14 protein-coding genes and 1 riboswitch are annotated in these 14,609 nt (G+C 74.8%); of the genes, 5 read left to right on the forward strand and 9 right to left on the reverse strand.

All coding sequences use genetic code 11. From position 1 onward, the window contains the following. The first annotated feature begins 72 nt into the window (after positions 1–72). Positions 73–262, forward strand: a riboswitch (cyclic di-AMP (ydaO/yuaA leader). A 7-nt stretch (positions 263–269) separates the two neighbouring features. Both B8281_RS07715 and B8281_RS07720 read left to right on the forward strand, forming a co-directional pair. After that, complete coding sequence (locus B8281_RS07715) at positions 270–1,082, forward strand: C40 family peptidase (RefSeq protein WP_369824948.1); 813 nt, start codon at positions 270–272, stop codon at positions 1,080–1,082. Between the two features lie 187 nt (positions 1,083–1,269). Beyond that, positions 1,270–2,217, forward strand: a complete 948-nt coding sequence (locus tag B8281_RS07720) for a universal stress protein (RefSeq protein WP_085387405.1) — start codon at positions 1,270–1,272, stop codon at positions 2,215–2,217. 48 nt (positions 2,218–2,265) lie between these two features. Here B8281_RS07720 and B8281_RS07725 read toward each other — a convergent pair whose 3' ends face one another. The 5 genes from B8281_RS07725 to ddaH form a co-directional block, all read right to left on the reverse strand. After that, entirely contained in the window at positions 2,266–3,117 is an 852-nt protein-coding gene (locus tag B8281_RS07725) for an ABC transporter permease (protein WP_051028222.1), read from the reverse strand. Further along, complete coding sequence (locus B8281_RS07730) at positions 3,117–4,118, reverse strand: daunorubicin resistance protein DrrA family ABC transporter ATP-binding protein (RefSeq protein WP_034651234.1); 1,002 nt, start codon at positions 4,116–4,118, stop codon at positions 3,117–3,119. The genes B8281_RS07725 and B8281_RS07730 overlap by 1 nt, the downstream gene beginning before the upstream one ends. A gap of 253 nt (positions 4,119–4,371) precedes the next feature. Next, entirely contained in the window at positions 4,372–5,655 is a 1,284-nt protein-coding gene (locus B8281_RS07735; protein WP_085387406.1) for an aminotransferase class I/II-fold pyridoxal phosphate-dependent enzyme, read from the reverse strand. Between the two features lie 10 nt (positions 5,656–5,665). After that, on the reverse strand, positions 5,666–6,970 hold the full coding sequence (gene rocD, locus B8281_RS07740; protein WP_085387407.1) for an ornithine--oxo-acid transaminase: 1,305 nt from the start codon (positions 6,968–6,970) through the stop codon (positions 5,666–5,668). Then, entirely contained in the window at positions 6,967–7,893 is a 927-nt protein-coding gene (ddaH, locus tag B8281_RS07745; RefSeq protein ID WP_085387408.1) for a dimethylargininase, read from the reverse strand. The genes rocD and ddaH overlap by 4 nt, the downstream gene beginning before the upstream one ends. A 309-nt stretch (positions 7,894–8,202) precedes the next feature. Between ddaH and B8281_RS07750 the strand changes: the two genes are divergently transcribed. Continuing rightward, positions 8,203–9,144, forward strand: a complete 942-nt coding sequence (locus tag B8281_RS07750; RefSeq protein WP_085387409.1) for a PadR family transcriptional regulator — start codon at positions 8,203–8,205, stop codon at positions 9,142–9,144. 108 nt (positions 9,145–9,252) lie between these two features. Here B8281_RS07750 and B8281_RS07755 read toward each other — a convergent pair whose 3' ends face one another. The 3 genes from B8281_RS07755 to B8281_RS07765 are packed head-to-tail and all read right to left on the reverse strand — an operon-like array spanning position 9,253 to position 11,199. Continuing rightward, positions 9,253–9,729 carry an SRPBCC family protein gene (locus B8281_RS07755; RefSeq protein WP_051028110.1) on the reverse strand — a complete coding sequence of 159 codons (477 nt, stop codon included), beginning with the start codon at positions 9,727–9,729 and terminating at the stop codon, positions 9,253–9,255. 11 nt (positions 9,730–9,740) lie between these two features. Beyond that, positions 9,741–10,658 carry a hypothetical protein gene (locus tag B8281_RS07760; protein ID WP_232322718.1) on the reverse strand — a complete coding sequence of 306 codons (918 nt, stop codon included), beginning with the start codon at positions 10,656–10,658 and terminating at the stop codon, positions 9,741–9,743. Positions 10,659–10,680: 22 nt separating this feature from the next. Beyond that, positions 10,681–11,199, reverse strand: coding sequence for an OsmC family protein (locus tag B8281_RS07765; protein WP_085387410.1), 519 nt, complete (start codon positions 11,197–11,199; stop codon positions 10,681–10,683). A 167-nt stretch (positions 11,200–11,366) separates the two neighbouring features. On the opposite strand from B8281_RS07765, the gene B8281_RS07770 reads away from it, so the two are divergent. Further along, positions 11,367–12,110 (forward strand): SDR family oxidoreductase, encoded by a 744-nt coding sequence (locus tag B8281_RS07770; RefSeq protein WP_085387411.1) that lies wholly within the window; start codon positions 11,367–11,369, stop codon positions 12,108–12,110. Between the two features lie 53 nt (positions 12,111–12,163). Then, entirely contained in the window at positions 12,164–13,072 is a 909-nt protein-coding gene (locus tag B8281_RS07775) for an RNA polymerase sigma-70 factor (RefSeq protein ID WP_085387412.1), read from the forward strand. A gap of 19 nt (positions 13,073–13,091) precedes the next feature. Here B8281_RS07775 and B8281_RS07780 read toward each other — a convergent pair whose 3' ends face one another. Further along, entirely contained in the window at positions 13,092–14,513 is a 1,422-nt protein-coding gene (locus B8281_RS07780) for an NAD(P)/FAD-dependent oxidoreductase (RefSeq protein ID WP_085387413.1), read from the reverse strand. Between the last annotated feature and the right edge of the window lie 96 nt (positions 14,514–14,609).

Below are 14,609 nucleotides of genomic sequence, written 5' to 3' on the forward strand. Positions count from 1 at the left end.
GGGAACGTGACTTTTGCCGAGGGGTCCTGTACGGTCGTCCTGCTCCGTCGGGATACCCATCTGGCGGAGACCTCGCGCGGAACGCCTAACCCTGTCACCGCGAGAGGCCCACGACGACCCGATGACAGGGACGGGGGACCCACTTCCGGGTGCTGGAGACAGCGCCCTTGGGGTGAAGCCCGACGGACTCCGGTCCGCCAGGCCGGGTGACTCTTCCACCCGAACCCGACAGCTGACCTCGCAGGCGTCCAGGAGAGGCAACAGTGACCGTGAGCACGACTCGCGCCCGCCACCGCGCGGCGCGGCGTCCCGTGACGCCACTCAGCACCATCGCCCAGGCCGCATCGGACCAGATGTCGAGCGTCGGTCGTCGTACCGCCGTCGTCGCCGCGTCCTCCGGCCTCATCGTCTCGATGATCGGCGCCGCCGCCCCCGCGACGGCCGCCCCGGTCGACAACGAGTCCGGCAAGCTCAACGCCGTCGACCTCAGCGCCCTCACCGCGCAGGCCCGCCAGGCCCTCGAGGCCGCCCCGGCCGTGACCGTCGCGGCCGACGCGGCGTTCACCATCGAGGAGGCCCCGGTCACCGTGACCCCGGCCCCCGAGCCGGAGCCGGAGCCCGAGCCCGAGCCCGTCCGCACCACGCAGACGAGCCGCACGCAGGAGCGCCAGTCCACGCAGTCGTCGTCGTCCGACGAGTCGCAGGCTCCGGCCCAGCAGGAGGCGTCCGTCGGCGCCCCCGCGTCGGCGCACGGCTCGTCGATCGTCTCGATCGCGGCCCGCTACGTGGGCGTCCCGTACGTCTACGGCGGCACCACCCCCGACGGCTTCGACTGCTCGGGCTTCACCAGCTACGTCTACGCGCAGGTCGGCATCAACCTGCCGCGCACGTCGGGCGCCCAGGGTTCGGTCGGCACCAAGGTGTCGCGCGACCAGGCGCAGCCGGGCGACCTCATCTGGACGCCGGGCCACATCGCCATCTACGCGGGCGACAACATGATGATCGACGCCCCGCGTCCCGGGAAGTCGGTCCAGTTCCGCCAGATCTGGCAGTCGAACCCCACCTTCATCCGCGTGGCCTGATCGCTCACCCGATCAGGACCCCCGCGGTCACTGGCTGGACGAACCCCGTCCGCTCGCACTCTGCGCGAGCGGGCGGGGTTCGTGGCATTCTTGACGTGTTCGTGACTCGTGGCAGACGGACGGCCGGGCCTGGTCTCGGCTAGGTTGGTCGTCCGATGGCACCGGGCCGTCGAGAGGAGAGTCGCTCATGACCCGCACGGAATCCGTCCTCGTCGGTGTCGACGGCTCGGCGCCGAGCCTCCACGCCCTGGACTGGGCCGCGGCGTACGCGCTGCGCGTGGGGTGGCCCCTCCACATCGTGTGCACCTACTCGTTGCCGTCGTTCACGGCGGCGTCGCTCGACGGCGGCTACGCGGCCCTCGACGACTCGGCCATCCAGGAGGGCGCGCGCGCCGTCCTGGAAGAGGCTCGCGCCCGCGCCGAGGGCGCCGGGGTCCGCACGACGGCGACGGTCACGACCGGCGACGCCGCGGGGGTCCTCGTCGAGATGTCGCGCGAGCACGCGCTCGTCGTCGTCGGCACGCGGGGGCGCGGCGGCTTCACCGAGCGGCTGCTCGGCACCGTCTCCTCGGCGCTGCCCGCGCACGCGCACTGCCCGACGGTCGTCGTGCCGTACCGCGCGGGCGGGAAGGACGACGAGGGTGGCGCGCAGGAGCTGCCGCCGGTGCGGGACCTGCGCCGGATCGTCGTCGGGGTGGACGGGTCGCCGTCCGCCGAGATCGCGCTGCGGCACGCGATCCGTCAGGCCCGCGCCTGGGACGCCGAGCTCGTCGCGGTGGCCGGTGTGCCCGTCGGTGCCGGTGCGGGTCTCCTCGCGTGGCTGCCCGCGTCGATCGACCACGAGCAGGTCCTGGCCGACGTCACCGAGGGGCTGAACGTCATCATCGACCGCCACGAGGCGGAGCACCCCGGGCTCACGATCAAGCGCATCGTCCTCGACGGCACGGGTGCCGAGCTCCTCACGGAGTTCTCCACGGCGTCCGACCTCATCGTCGTGGGCTCGCGCGGGCGGGGCGGTTTCCGCGGCCTGCTGCTGGGCTCCACGAGCCAGGCCGTGCTGCACCACTCCGCGTGCCCCGTCATGGTCGTGACCAAGAAGTGCGAGGACGACGAGCCGGCGGCCAAGGAGGGCTGAGCCGCCGGCCCGCCGGGGCACCACGGCGCGTGGTGCCCGGGCGGGCGGTCAGCTCCGGTTGCGGTACAGCCGCATGGTGATCGGGGCGAGGATCGCGGTGAGCACGACGGACGCCACGAGGACCCACACGATCCCCTCCGTCGCGGGCTCGCCCGCCATGAGCCCGCGCACCGCGGTGACGAGGTGCGTGACCGGGTTGACGTCGACGAAGCGCTGCAGCACGACGGGCATCGTCGACGGGTCGACGAAGATGTTCGACGCGAACGTGAGCGGCATGAGCACGAGCATCGACGTGCCCATGACGGCGTTGGGGGAGCGCAGCACGAGCCCGAGGGCCGTGAACACCCAGCTGAGCGCGAACGCGAACACGAGCAGCAGCACGATCCCCAGGACCACGCCGACGACGCCGCCCGGCGGGCGGAAGCCCAGCACGAGGCCGAGCGCGAGGGTCACGACCGAGGCGATCGTGTAGCGCACGGTGTCGCCGAGCAGCGCGCCGACGATCGGCGCGGGCCGCCACACGGGCAGCGACCGGAACCGGTCGAACACGCCCTTGCTGATGTCCGTGTTCATCGTGTAGCCCGTGTAGATCGTCGTGAAGAGCACCGCCTGCACGAGGATGCCGGGCAGCAGGAACTGCAGGTAGCTCTGCACGTCGCCGGCCAGCGCGCCGCCGAACAGGTACGTGAACATCAGCGTGAAGATGATCGGCGAGACCGTGACGTCGAACAGCTGCTCGGGCACGTGCTTGATCTTGAGCAGCGCGCGCCACGTGTACGTCAGGGTCGCCGAGACGGGCGACGGCCGGTCCGGTCGCCGGTCGAGCGCGACCGCCGCGCGCAGCGCGTTCGCCTCCGGGGCGCGCAGCTCCGCGGCGGTGGTCGTGGGGTCCGCGGCCATCAGGCCACCTCCTCGATCGTCTCGTCGTCGTCCATGGGCTGGCCGGTGAGCGCGAGGAACACCTCGTCGAGGCTCGGCTGGCCCAGCGTGAACTCGGGCACCACGATCCCCTCGTCGCCGAGGGCGGGCAGGATCCGCGCGACGTCCGCCGCGCCGTCGTCGGGCACGCGCGCGGTGAACGCGTACGGGTCGTTCGCGAGCGTGATGTCCGTGCCGAGCAGCGCGCCCACGACCTCCGCGGCCCGGCCCCGCTGCGTCGCGTCGGCGAGGCGCAGGTGCACCGCGCCCTCGCCCACCGACCGCTTGAGCTCGGTCGCGGTGCCCTCCGCGATGACCTTGCCGTGGTCGATCACGGCGATGCGGTCGGCGAGCTGGTCCGCCTCCTCGAGGTACTGGGTCGTGAGCAGCACGGTCGCGCCGTCGGCGACGAGCACGCGCACGATGTCCCACACCTGGTTGCGGCTCCGAGGGTCGAGCCCGGTGGTCGGCTCGTCGAGGAAGATGACGCGCGGGCTCATGACGAGGCTCGCCGCGAGGTCGATGCGCCGCCGCATGCCGCCCGAGTACGTCTTCACCTGGCGGTCGCCCGCGTCCCCGAGCCCGAACGCGTCGAGCAGCTCCGCCGAGCGACCGCGTGCCGTACCGCCGAGGAACCCGTACAGCCGCGCGAGCATGACGAGGTTCTCCGTGCCCGTGAGGTCCTCGTCCACCGACGCGTACTGCCCGGTGAGCCCGACGACGGAACGCACCTTGTCGGCGTCGTGCACGACGTCGTGGCCGAGGACGCGCGCCGTGCCCGCGTCGGGGCGCAGGAGCGTCGCGAGCATGCGGACGGCGGTCGTCTTGCCCGCGCCGTTCGGCCCGAGGACGCCGAACACGGTGCCCTCGGGGATGAGGAGGTCGATGCCGTCGACCGCCTTGGTCACCGACTTCCCGGTCGTGAAGTGCTTGACGAGGCCGCGCGCCTCGACGGCGAGGTCGCCGCGTGCAGGTTCGGTCATGTCCCCTCCTGGCCGTTGCCGACGGGCCGCCCGGAGCGTCCGGGCCACCCACGCACCCACCGACCGCCCGGGCCGGCAGAACTCATCGGTCGTGCACCTCCTCCATCGTGCGCCGGACGAGGGGAGGCTGACCAGCGCGATGCGCCAGGAGCGAAGAGACGCGCCGGAACGAGGTAGAGCCCCCGGCCGCGAGGGAGAACCCGGGGGGCTCTACGTCGCGACCGGAGGCTCTACCTCGCGGGTCCGGGGCCGTCTACCGCGCGGCGTGCTCCGCGGCCGCGAGGAGGACACACGTCGCGACGCCGTCCATCGCGACGCGGACCTCCTCGATCGGGGGGAGGGTCGGGGCGAGGCGGAGGACCTTGTCCTCCGGGTCCTTGCCGTACGGGAACGGGGCGCCCGCGGGCGTGAGCGCGATGCCGGCGCCCTTCGCGAGCTCGACGACGCGCGACGCGGTGCCCGGCACGACCTCGAGGCTGACGAAGTAGCCGCCCTTCGGCTCGGTCCACGACGCGACGCCCGTGCCGCCGAGGCGGTCGGCGAGGATGCTCGTCACGGCGTCGAACTTGGGGGCGATGATGTCGCGGTGCTTGCGCATGTGGGCCCGCACGCCGTCGGCGTCGCCGAAGAACAGTGCGTGCCGGAGCTGGTTGACCTTGTCCGGGCCGATGGACTGGGCGGACAGGTGCTTCTTGTACCAGGCGACGTTCGCGGGGGACGACGCGAGGAACGCGACGCCCGCGCCGGCGAACGTGATCTTCGACGTCGAGGCGTAGAGGAGCACGCGGTCCGGGTGGCCGGCCTCGGCGGCGAGCGCGATCGCGTCGGCGCTGCGGACCTCGTCGTCGGTGAGGTGGTGCAGGGCGTACGCGTTGTCCCAGAGGATGCGGAAGTCGGGGGCGGCGGCGGGCACGGACACGAGTGCCCGCGCGACCTCCTCCGTGACGACCGAGCCGTCGGGGTTCGCGTACGTCGGCACGACCCACATGCCCTTGATCGTCGGGTCGTCGGCGACGAGCGCGGCGACGGCCGCGGCGTCGGGGCCGTCCGCCGTCATGGGGACGGTGACCATCTCGATGCCGAGCGCCTCGCACACGGAGAAGTGGCGGTCGTAGCCGGGCACGGGGCAGATCCAGCGGACCTTCTCCTCGCGGCCCCACGGGCGCTCGGACCCGGGGACGCCGAAGAGCGTCGCGTACACGAGCGTGTCGTACATGAGCGTGAGGCTCGCGTTGCCGCCCGCGAGGAGCTGCTCGACGGGCACGCCGAGCAGCTCGGCGAAGATGCGCCGGAGCTGGGGCAGCCCGTCGAGGCCACCGTAGTTGCGCACGTCCGTGCCGTCGGCGTCCGTGTGCACGCCCTCGCCCGGGAGCGCGAGCAGGGCCTCGGAGAGGTCGAGCTGCTCGGCCGAGGGCTTGCCCCGCGTGAGGTCGAGCCTCAGCCCCAGCGCCTGCAGGTCGGCGTACGCGCGACGCAGGTCGTCGAGGGACGACGCGAGGGTGGTGGTACCGGGTGCGGTGGGCTCGGGCGTGGTCACCCTCCGGACTCTACCGACCCCGCGCCAGGTCCGTCAGGGCGTCCTCCAGGGCGGACAGCCCGGTCTCGAGGTCCTCGGCCGCGATGGTGAGCGGGGGAGCGAGGCGGATGGTCGAGCCGTGCGTGTCCTTGGCGAGGACGCCGCGCGCGAGCAGCGCCTCGCAGAGGTCGCGGCCCGTCCCGCGCGCCGGGTCGAGGTCGAGGCCCGCCCACAGGCCGAGGCCGCGGACGCCGTCGAGCAGGCCCGCGTCGACGAGCCCGGTGAGCCGGTCCTGGAACGCGGCGCCGAGCTCGCGCGCGCGTCGCGGCGGCTCGCCCGTGCGCAGCAGCTCGACGACCGCGAGCCCGACCGCGCACGCGAGCGGGTTGCCGCCGAACGTGCTGCCGTGCGTCCCGGGCGTGAGCACCTCGAGCACGTCGCGCCGCCCGACGACGGCCGAGACCGGCACGATCCCGCCGCCGAGCGCCTTGCCGAGGGTCACGAGGTCGGGCCGCACGCCCCACGTCTCGGTCGCGAGCGTCGCCCCGGCGCGCCCGAGGCCGGACTGGATCTCGTCGGCCACGAGGAGCACGTCCCGCGCGGTCGTGATCGCGCGCAGGCGCGGCCAGTAGTCGTCGGGCGGCACGACGACGCCCGACTCGCCCTGCACCGGCTCCAGGAGTACCGCGACGGTCGTGTCGTCGATCGCGGCGGCGACCGCGTCGGCGTCGCCGTACGGCACGAGGCGGAACCCCGGCGTGTACGGGTCGAACCCGCGTCGGGCGTCGGGGTCGTCGGAGAACGACACGATCGTCGTCGTGCGGCCGTGGAAGTTCCCGGAGCCGACGACGACCGTCGCCTCGCCCTGGGGCACGCCCTTGACGTCGTAGCCCCACTTGCGCGCCGTCTTGATCGCGGTCTCGACGGCCTCCGCGCCCGTGTTCATCGGGAGCACGAGGGAGTCCGCCCCGCCCGCGGTGAGCGGCCCGACGAGCGCCGCGAGCGCCTCGGCGAACGGGTGCAGGAGGTCGTGGTCGAACGCGCGCGACGTGAGCGTGACGCGACCGAGCTGGCGCGTGGCGGCGTCGACGAGCGCGGGGTGCCGGTGCCCGAAGTTGAGCGCCGAGTACCCCGCGAGGAGGTCGAGGTAGCGGCGACCGGTCACGTCGGTGACCCACGACCCCTCGGCGCTCGCGACCGTCACGGGCAGCGGGTGGTAGTTGTGCGCGAGCGCGCCGCCGCCGCTGCCGTCAGCGGGCCGGCCGCCGTCGAGCGGGCCGGTGGCGCTGCTCGCGCCCGTGCCGCCGTCCGACGCGCGGACCTCCTGGGCGGTCACGACGCGCTCCCGGTCGGCGCCGGGGCGTGGACGGCGGGCTCGCGGATCTCGAGCGTGCAGCACTTTGCCCCGCCGCCTCCGCGCAGGAGCTCCGACGTGTCCACCGCGACCGTCTCGTAGCCACGTTCGCGCAGCGCCGCGGCGAGGCGGCCCGCGCGCGGCGAGTGCACGACGTGCGTCCCGTCGCTCACGGCGTTGAGGCCGAGCACGGCGGCGTCCTCCTCGGTCGCGAGGAGCGCGTCGGGGTAGCGCTCGCGCAGCACCTCCTGCGCGGCGGGGGAGAACGCGGCGGGCACGTAGACGACGTCGACGGCCGGCGGGCCGGTGAGCGCGGGGTGGGCGGCATCGTCGGGGTGGGCGGCGTCGTCGGCGTGCGCGCCGGCGGTGCCCTCGTTGCCGCGCAGCACGGTGAGCGCCGTGTCCAGGTGGTAGAACCGCGGGTCGACGAGCTCGAGCGTCACGACCTCCCGGCCCCACAGGGCCGCGGCCTCGGCGTGCGCGGCGCGCTCGGTGCGGAAGCCGGTGCCGGCGAGCACGACGTCGCCGGCCAGCAGCAGGTCGCCCTCGCCCTCGTTGACGTGCTCCGCGAGGTGGGTGACGTACCCGTGGTCGGCGAACCACTTGAGGTAGGCGGGGCCCTCGGGCCCGCGCTCGGGGTGGGCGAAGCGCGCGGAGTAGACGAGGCCGTCGACGACGGTCGCGCCGTTGGCCGCGTAGACCATGTCCGGCAGCCCGGGGACGGGGTCGATCGTCTCGACGGTGTGGCCGAGGTCGCGGAAGGTGTCGCGCAGGTGTTCCCACTGCGCGACCGCGAGCGCGGTGTCGACCGGTGTGTGCCGGTCCATCCAGGGGTTGATCTCGTAGCTGACGGTGAAGTACGTCGGCCGGCACATCAGGTAGTGCCGGGGCTGGCCTGGGCGCATCGCCGCCTCCTCGCGGGAGCCGGGCCGCCGGGGTGGTGCGGCCCGGGTGGGTGCCGGACGGGGGATGCGTCCGGTGCTGCTGGTGGGCTGCCGGTTGGCTGCTGGAAGTCAGCGTACGTCCGGGAGGTGGGCGCGTCCTGGGACGGCACGCGAGCGGCGGGGGTGTTGACAGCGATATTCTAGCGATATATCGTTACCGTATCGCTGAGCCCGAGACGCGGCTCGCGACGACCGCGCGGCCGGACCGGCCCGCCACGCTCCGCGGATCACCCGGAGCCCTCGAGCATCCACGTACAGGAGACACCTCTCATGCACCACGCACACCAGCACCGGGGCAGGACCCCGGAGAACGTCCAGAACATGTCCCAGCCGTTCGGCGAGCGACCCGGGCCGCGCCCGGACCGCCGTCGTCGCGACGGCTTCCCGCCCGTGCCCGACGACGCGGCCTGGTTCCGCGGCGACGGCCCCCGCGGCCGCGGCGGAGCCCGCCGCGGTGGCGGGCGCGGGTTCGGCGGACCGGCCGACGGCGGCCGGGGCTTCGGCCCCGGCGGTCCGGCCGACGACCGTCGCGGGTTCGGCCCCGGGCCGGGAGGCCCCGGGTTCGGCCCGGGCGGGCCCGGCTTCGGTCCCGGTCACGGCGGTCGACGGCACGGAGGCCGCGGTCGCGGCCCCGGGCGTGCCGGCCGCGGCGACGTCCGCGCCGCCGTCCTGCTGCTCCTCGCCGAGCAGCCCATGCACGGGTACCAGGTCATCCAGGAGATCGCGGAGCGCAGCGAGGGCCAGTGGCGCCCGAGCCCCGGCGCGGTCTACCCGGCCCTGAACCTGCTCCAGGACGAGGGGCTCGTCGAGCTCTCGGCCGACGGCGGGCGCCGCCTCGCGACGCTCACCGAGGCGGGCACCGCGTACGTCGCGGAGCACGCCGACGAGCTGGGCGACCCGTTCGCCGACGCCGCCGGTCGCGGCGGCCGCCCGCGGCGCGAGCTGCGCGCAGGCGTCGAGGCCGTGGCCGCGGCGGTCCACCAGGTCGCCCGCACCGGCACCGACGAGCAGACGACGGCCGCTGCGGAGCTCCTGGAGCGCACGCGTCGCGAGCTCTACCTGATCCTCGCGGGCCCGGCCGTGCCCGGCACCTCGCCCGGCGCTGCGCCGGGTGCCACGACGACCGCCGCGGGCGACCGTGCGCCGTCGGGCAGCCCGACGGAGGACACCTCGGTGGAGGACGCCCCGGTGGAGGACGGGCCGACGGCCTGAACCCACCACCCCGGACCCGGGGTCGCGCGGTACCGACGCTGGTCGGTCCCGTGGGGCCCCGGTCCGTCGCGTGCGCGGGGCGCGGCCCGGCAGCCAGGCCGCTCGCGGCTACCGGCGGGCGCGCAGGCGCGCGTCGAGGCGGCGCAGCGAGACGTGCATCATGACGCGCAGCGCGACCCCGACGAGGGGCGCCGTGATCCCGCGGGGGACGGGACCGGCGAGGTACGCCTCCTCCCACCACACGACCCGGCAGCGGCCCGTGCCGAGCGGCACGACCTCGAAGCCCGCGTCGCCGAGCAGCGCCGGGCCCAGCTTGCGGATCCGCGTGCTGCCCGGGCGGCCCGCCGCCACGGACGGGCGGTCGAGCGACTCGACGACCATGCGGTCCGGGAATCCGCGGCCCGTGCGCCGGACGAGCGGGCCGCTCACCATGGTGAACCGGTCGCCCACCTCGGGGCCCCGGCCCGCCGGGGTCGTCATCACGGTGAGGGGGATGAACCGCGGGTGGGTCCGCGGGTCCGCGACCCACGCGAACGCGACGGACGCGTCGACGTCGAGCTCGCGCGCGACGGCGACGCGCCGCACGCCCCGGGTCGTCACTCGGCGTCGCGGGCGGGGGAGCGGTCGCGCCGTCCCCGCCCCGGCAGCAGCCGACGACGGCGGCGCGGCTCCGCGTCCTCGGGGACGGGGACGAGCCGCGGCGGTGCGTCCTGCACGGGCGACTCCACGACCTCGAGGAGCCGGCCGAACACCGACGGCGGCGGCCCGAACGCGCGCCGCGACTGGGCGATCACGCCGTGCCCGAGCGCCCGCGCCCCCGCCACGCCCACGACGGCGCCGACGCCGAACGGCACGAGCCGACCGAGCGCGAGGCCGGACTGCTTCGCGAGCTGGGTGCGCAGGAACCGGTTGCCGAGCGCCTTGTTGACCTTGACGAGCGTCCCGGCGGGCATGCTCGTCAGGAGCACCTTGCCCCACGCGAGGCCCGACCCCTGGGTCGCGCGCTCGACGTCGCGCGCGCCCTTCTCGCCGAGCACGGTCGCGAGCAGGAGCGCCCGATGGCGGCCCACGTCGTCCACCGCGATGCCGTGCACGTCCGCCACCGCGAGCGCGAAGGCCGCCGAGGACGCGAAGAACGTCGCGACGTCGCTCGACGTCAGCGCGATCCCCACGCCCGTCCCGACCGCGGGGAAGGCGGCTGCCGCGCCGACGGCGCCGCCCGCCGTCTGGATGACGAGCAGGTACTCGCGCTCGAGGATCCGGACGATCTGCGCGGGGCTCGCCTCGGGGTTGCGACGGCGCACGGAGTCGACGTGCGCCCGGATGACGTGCGACGGGATCGTCACCGCCTTGTCGAGCGCGGCGTCGAGCAGCGGCGTCGGCCGGTAGGCGGACCACTCGACCGCGTCCTGCGTCGAGAGGTCCCTGCGCCCGGCGTCCGGGGGCGGGGTCCCGTACTCGGGCACGCCGCCGCGCGGCACGGGGCTTCTCGAGGGGTCCTGCTGGTGCGCCATGGCGCCTCCCGTCATCCCGTGGTCAGGCCTGGGTCTCGACCTCGCGGCCGGCACCCTCCGGCTGGAACAGGTACTCGACCTCGGCGCCGGCCTTGACCGTCCGTCCTACCGTGCACGCCTTGTCGATCGCTCGCGCGGCGACAGTGACGAGACGGTCGCGCGCGTCGTCGTCGAGCGACGTGAGGTCGATGTCGTACGTGCCCGTGATCTTCGGGTAGCGCTCCTCCTCGAGGAGCTTGTCGCCCTGGACGTGGATCGTCACGGCGTAGTCGTCGCCGAGGCGGCGGGCGAACGTGCGGTCCGTGCTCATGCCCGCGCACGCGGCGAGGGCGATCTTCAGCAGCTCGCCGGGCGTGAACACCGCACCCTCGCTCGCCGGGCCGATCGAGACCTCGGCGCCGCGCGCCGACCGGCCCGTGTACGTGCGGGTGCCCGTGCGCTCGACCCAGAGCGCGTCGGCCGGGGCGGGCGACGGCGCGGGGACGTCGTGCGCGGCCTCGTCGGCGGCGCTCAGGGTGTTCTCGGCAGGCTGCGTCGTCATGCGTGAATCCTCGCACTCGTCGGGTCGCGGCGTCGGAGCGTCCGCCCTCCGGGGAACGTGCGGCGGGCGCGCGCGATTCCCGCGCGCGCGTGCCTGTCACACCGGGGACGGTCGTCCGGTCGTGAGGGTGGTGCGCGGCACCCGCCGCGCCGGAGAGAGGAGACATCATGAGAGTCGTCGTCGTCGGAGGCACCGGGCTGATCGGGAGCCAGGTCGTGCAGGACGTGCGCGACGCCGGGCACGAGGTGGTCGTCGCCGCGCCCAGCACCGGCGTGGACACGTTGTCCGGCGCGGGTGTCGACGAGGCGCTCGCGGGTGCGGACGTGGTCGTCGACGTGTCGAACTCGCCGTCGTTCGCGGACGACGACGTCCTGCGGTTCTTCGAGACGTCCACCCGCACGCTCCTCGACGCGGAGGCCCGCGCCGGGATCGGGCACCACGTCGTCCTGTCGATCGTCGGCACGGACCGGACCGACGCCGGCTACCTGCGGGCCAAGGTCGCCCAGGAGCGGCTCGTGCGTGCTTCCGGGCACGGGTGGTCGGTCGTGCGCGCGACGCAGTTCTTCGAGTTCGCGCGCTCCATCGCGGACGGCGCGACCGTCGGCGGCGTGGTGCACATCCCGCCCGTCGCGTTCCAGCCCGTCGCCTCGGCGGACGTCGCGCGCACCGTGGCCGACGTCGCGACGGGTGTGCCGCTCGCGGACGTCGTCGAGCTCGCGGGGCCGGAGCGGTTCCGCTTCGACGAGTTCGTCCGCGAGGCGCTCGCGGCGCAGGGCGACGACCGGGAGGTGGTCGCGGACCCGGAGGCGACCTACTTCGGGGCGCAGCTCGTCGAGGACGCGCTCGTGCCCCGGGGGGAGTCCCTGCGAGGTGCCACGACCTTCGCGCAGCACGCGGAGCGCGTCGCGTGACGTCGTCGTGCGGCAGGGCCGCGCGAGCCTGGTCCGCGTCGTAGCGTGGCTGCATGAGTCTCGGCCCACGAACGCCCGAGAGCCCCGTCGTCCGGGAGGACGAGGGGGCTCTCGACGCGTTCCTGAGCGTCCGGTCCCGGCTCTTCGGCATCGCCTACCGCATGCTCGGCAGCGCGACGGAGGCGGAGGACGTCGTGCAGGAGGCGTGGGTCCGCTGGCAGGGCGCGGACCGGTCCGTGGTGCGGAACCCGGCGGCGTTCCTCACGACGACGGTGACGCGGCTCGCGATCAACGCCGCGACGTCCGCCCGTGCGCGCCGCGAGACGTACGTGGGTCCGTGGCTGCCCGAGCCCGTCGACACCTCGGACGACCCCGCGCTGGGCGCGGAGCGGGCCGAGGCGCTCGAGATCGCGACCCTCGTGCTCCTCGAACGGCTCGCGCCGGTCGAGCGCGCCGTCTACGTGCTCCGCGAGGCGTTCGACTACCCGTACCGGCGCGTCGCGGAGATCCTCGACCTGACGGAGGCGAACGCCCGACAGCTCGCGCGTCGGGCGCGGGAGCGGCTCGGCGCGCGCCCGGCGGTCCCGGTGGACCCCGGAGAGCACCGTCGGCTGCTCGACGAGTTCGTGGCCGCCGCGCACGACGGCGACCTGGCCCGCTTCGAGCGGTACCTGGCCGACGACGTGGTCGCCCGCCCTGACGGCGGCGGGAAGGTCCGCGCGTCGCGCGTCGAGCTCGTCGGGCTCGCGCGGGTGTCGCTGTTCCTCGACAACGTGTGGCGCAAGTACTGGGCGGACGCCGTGGTGCACGACGTCGAGGCGAACGGTCGCCCCGCGCTCCTCGTCGTCGTCGACGACGCGCCGTTCGCCCTGGTGTCGCTCGACGTGACGGCGCGAGGGATCGAGCACGTGTATCTCCAGGTGAACCCGGAGAAGCTCGGCGGCTACGCGGCCGCGGCCTGACGCGCGGCCGCGTACCGCCTCAGGCGACGCGAGCCGGCTCGTCGCCGTGCGTCGCCGCAGCCCGTGGCGCGGCGTCGGCGTGCCCGGCGGTGCTCGCCTCGGTGGAGCCGACGTCCGCCCGCGGCACGCCGGCGACGAACGCGGCGCGCGGACGCTGCACGGCGCTGAGCGAGACGACGTCGCGTCCGAAGACCGCCGCGGTCAGCCAGACCGCCAGGACCCGGACCTTCCGCTCCCAGGTGGGGATCGCGAGCACGTGGTACCCGCGGTGCGCGAGCCAGGCGAGCGCGCCGCGCACGACGAGCCCGCGGTACTCGAACAGGCCCGTCCCGATCCCGAGCGTCGCCACGACACCGAGGCTGCGGTGCCGGTAGGGGTGGGTCGGGCGCCCACGCCGGACGGCGACCAGGTTGCGTGCGAGGCGTCGCCCCTGCCGCACGGCGTGCTGCGCGTTGGGCACGGTGAGCGCACCCGGTCGGGCGGTCGAGAGATCCGGCACGGCTGCCCCGTCTCCCGCGGCCCAGGCGTCCGGGACGAGCTCGTCGCCGGTGCCGACCCGGAGGTCCGCTCGCGTGACGACGTACCCCCGAGCGTCCACGGGCAGGTCGGTGTGCGTCGCGACGACGGGGTTCGCGGCGTTCCCCGCCGTCCACACGAGGAGGCCCGAGGCGAACTCCTCCCCGGTCGAGAGCCGGACGACGCCGCCCTCGGCCGACTCGAGCCCGGCGCCCAGGTGGACGTGCGCCCCGCGGGCCTCGAGCCGGCCGACCACCCAGCGGCCGGGGCGGTCGGTGACCTCGGGCAGGATCCGTGGGCTCCGCTCGACGAGGTGGAACTGCACCTCGGGCGCCGCGATCTCGGGGTAGAGGTGCAGGAGGTCGTGCGCGAGCGACAGGAGCTCGGCGAAGCCCTCGACCCCGGAGAACCCGCCGCCGACGAACGTCACGGTGAGCAGGCGCTCGCGCTCCGGACCCCGCGGCAGGCTCGCGGCACGGTCGAACGACGTGAGCAGGCGGTCTCGGACGGCGACGGCCTCCTCGACGTGCTTGAGGCCGATCGCGTGCTCTGCGACGCCCGGGACGGGGAAGACTCGCGTCACCGCGCCTGCGGTGACGACCACGGTGCCGTACGGCAGCCGGTACGCCGGACCGGACCGGGGCTGCACGACGACCGCGCGGTCCGCGTGGTCGATGCGCGTGACCGTGCCGTCGACGAGGCGCGTCCGGCGCAGGTGGCGTCGGTGCGAGACCGCTGCGTGGCGTGCCTCGACCGAGCCCGCGACCACCTCGGGCAGGAACGGCTGATAGGTCATGTACGGGCGGGGGTCGACCAGGACGAGCTCGACCTCGCCGCGCCGCAGCTCGCGCCGCAGGTCCTTCTCGAGCTCCCGAGCCACGGTGAACCCGGCGTAGCCCCCGCCGACGACGACGATCCGTTCCATCACGAGCCTCCCGGTGCTTGTGGGCGCCTCTCCGACGTCCCTACCCCTCCGACCGATCCGGACGTCGTCGCGTGACATGACGTGCGTCACGCCGAC

It is taken from the genome of Cellulosimicrobium sp. TH-20, assembly GCF_002105775.1.
GTDB classification, from domain to species: domain Bacteria; phylum Actinomycetota; class Actinomycetes; order Actinomycetales; family Cellulomonadaceae; genus Cellulosimicrobium; species Cellulosimicrobium funkei.

What these genes read in the sequence shown, in the direction of transcription:
- B8281_RS07720 (WP_085387405.1), top strand. Translation starts at nt 1,270, where the DNA reads ATGACCCGCACGGAATCCGTCCTCGTCGGTGTCGACGGCTCGGCGCCG.
- B8281_RS07725 (WP_051028222.1), bottom strand. Translation starts at nt 3,117, where the DNA reads ATGGCCGCGGACCCCACGACCACCGCCGCGGAGCTGCGCGCCCCGGAG.
- B8281_RS07730 (WP_034651234.1), bottom strand. Translation starts at nt 4,118, where the DNA reads ATGACCGAACCTGCACGCGGCGACCTCGCCGTCGAGGCGCGCGGCCTC.
- ddaH (WP_085387408.1), bottom strand. Translation starts at nt 7,893, where the DNA reads ATGCGCCCAGGCCAGCCCCGGCACTACCTGATGTGCCGGCCGACGTAC.
- B8281_RS07750 (WP_085387409.1), top strand. Translation starts at nt 8,203, where the DNA reads ATGCACCACGCACACCAGCACCGGGGCAGGACCCCGGAGAACGTCCAG.
- B8281_RS07760 (WP_232322718.1), bottom strand. Translation starts at nt 10,658, where the DNA reads ATGGCGCACCAGCAGGACCCCTCGAGAAGCCCCGTGCCGCGCGGCGGC.
- B8281_RS07765 (WP_085387410.1), bottom strand. Translation starts at nt 11,199, where the DNA reads ATGACGACGCAGCCTGCCGAGAACACCCTGAGCGCCGCCGACGAGGCC.
- B8281_RS07770 (WP_085387411.1), top strand. Translation starts at nt 11,367, where the DNA reads ATGAGAGTCGTCGTCGTCGGAGGCACCGGGCTGATCGGGAGCCAGGTC.
- B8281_RS07775 (WP_085387412.1), top strand. Translation starts at nt 12,164, where the DNA reads ATGAGTCTCGGCCCACGAACGCCCGAGAGCCCCGTCGTCCGGGAGGAC.
- B8281_RS07780 (WP_085387413.1), bottom strand. Translation starts at nt 14,513, where the DNA reads ATGGAACGGATCGTCGTCGTCGGCGGGGGCTACGCCGGGTTCACCGTG.